Source organism: Vibrio sp. YT-18 (assembly GCF_033337345.1).
Lineage (GTDB): Bacteria > Pseudomonadota > Gammaproteobacteria > Enterobacterales > Vibrionaceae > Vibrio > Vibrio alginolyticus.
This window is the reverse complement of the sequence record NZ_JAWOQO010000241.1, coordinates 1-1,089: the sequence shown is the minus strand read 5'-3', so window position 1 is coordinate 1,089 and position 1,089 is coordinate 1. Positions and strand designations below refer to the sequence as shown.

General features: G+C 45.9%; 2 protein-coding genes. Both read right to left on the bottom strand.

Annotated features, from left to right (window positions below; all coding sequences use genetic code 11):
• On the bottom strand, positions 1–606 hold a 606-nt coding region (locus R7M72_RS25705), incomplete at its 3' end, for a DedA family protein (RefSeq protein ID WP_318056542.1).
• Between the two features lie 50 nt (positions 607–656).
• On the bottom strand, positions 657–1,073 hold the full coding sequence (locus R7M72_RS25700; protein ID WP_005477338.1) for a hypothetical protein: 417 nt from the start codon (positions 1,071–1,073) through the stop codon (positions 657–659).
• Positions 1,074–1,089: the final 16 nt, after the last annotated feature.

The following is a 1,089-nucleotide window of genomic DNA, read 5'->3' as shown; positions in this document are numbered from 1 at the left end:
AGCAATAGTAAGAGTAATCACTGGCGCAGCCATTAACCCCATCGTCACCATCTTGCTGATATTCTCCGGAAGTAAAGGCAGGAGCATGCCAAAGCCGCACAGTAACAACGTCCACAATATGGCGCTCAGCCATGCAAAGTAATGGAACTTTGACACGCGTTTCACACGTAATCCCATCATCAATGGCAAAAGCGAACGCACCACCGGAATGAAACGCGCGCAAAACAATGCAACTAAGCCATGTTTACCCAAAAGAACATCGACTTGTTCGAGTCTTTTCTGTGGGACAGCATTCACCCAGCCTTGAACTTTAGGTAGGCGGTTTAGCCATTTTCCTTGCAAGTATGCCGCCCAACTTCCTAAGCCCGCACTCACAATAATCACCAACATGATGGCAATAGGATCAAGCACGCCTACCGCCGCAAGTGTGCCAGACAATACCACCACACTATCGCACGGAAATGGCGCAGCAGGAATAAAACCACTTTCCAAAAAGATTAATGTCGCCACGACAATATAAATAATCCCTGCACTTCCTGGCGCCATAAGTGCAGAAAAGTCTTGATGCCAAAAGGCAAGCAAGACGCCCATCATTGAATCAAACATAAAAAGAGCTCCTAAACATCACTAAATAACAACAAGGTAGATGCTTAGAACTATCGAGCGTGAATAAACCGATAGATAAGATTAGAGCCTAACCCATCTCCAATTTGATATTTTGAATGAGAGAAGTCTTTCGCAAGACCAAGGAAAGCCGTCAGACCCGCGTTCAAATATGGCGTTTCTGATAAAGCGCGGTTCCAATGAGGAGCCAACGTTTCGAACCAACCAATATCGAGCTCATCAAGCTCTGATTTTGAATCATGAACTCGCAGTGCATTGCGATTTAACAGGCTAGCAAACGAATGAAAAGGTGGTGCTAGTGGCGTTTCGGAAACTTGTGCGTCTTCATCATAAAACACACTGCCGACGGTGTAGTGGTGAACAGTTTCAGGCGACGTTGACTCTTGGCCGACAGAAACCGCCAATAAGCTCAGAAATAGCCCGAAAAAGCTAATAAGAAGAGCACGCACAACGTTCACCTACATC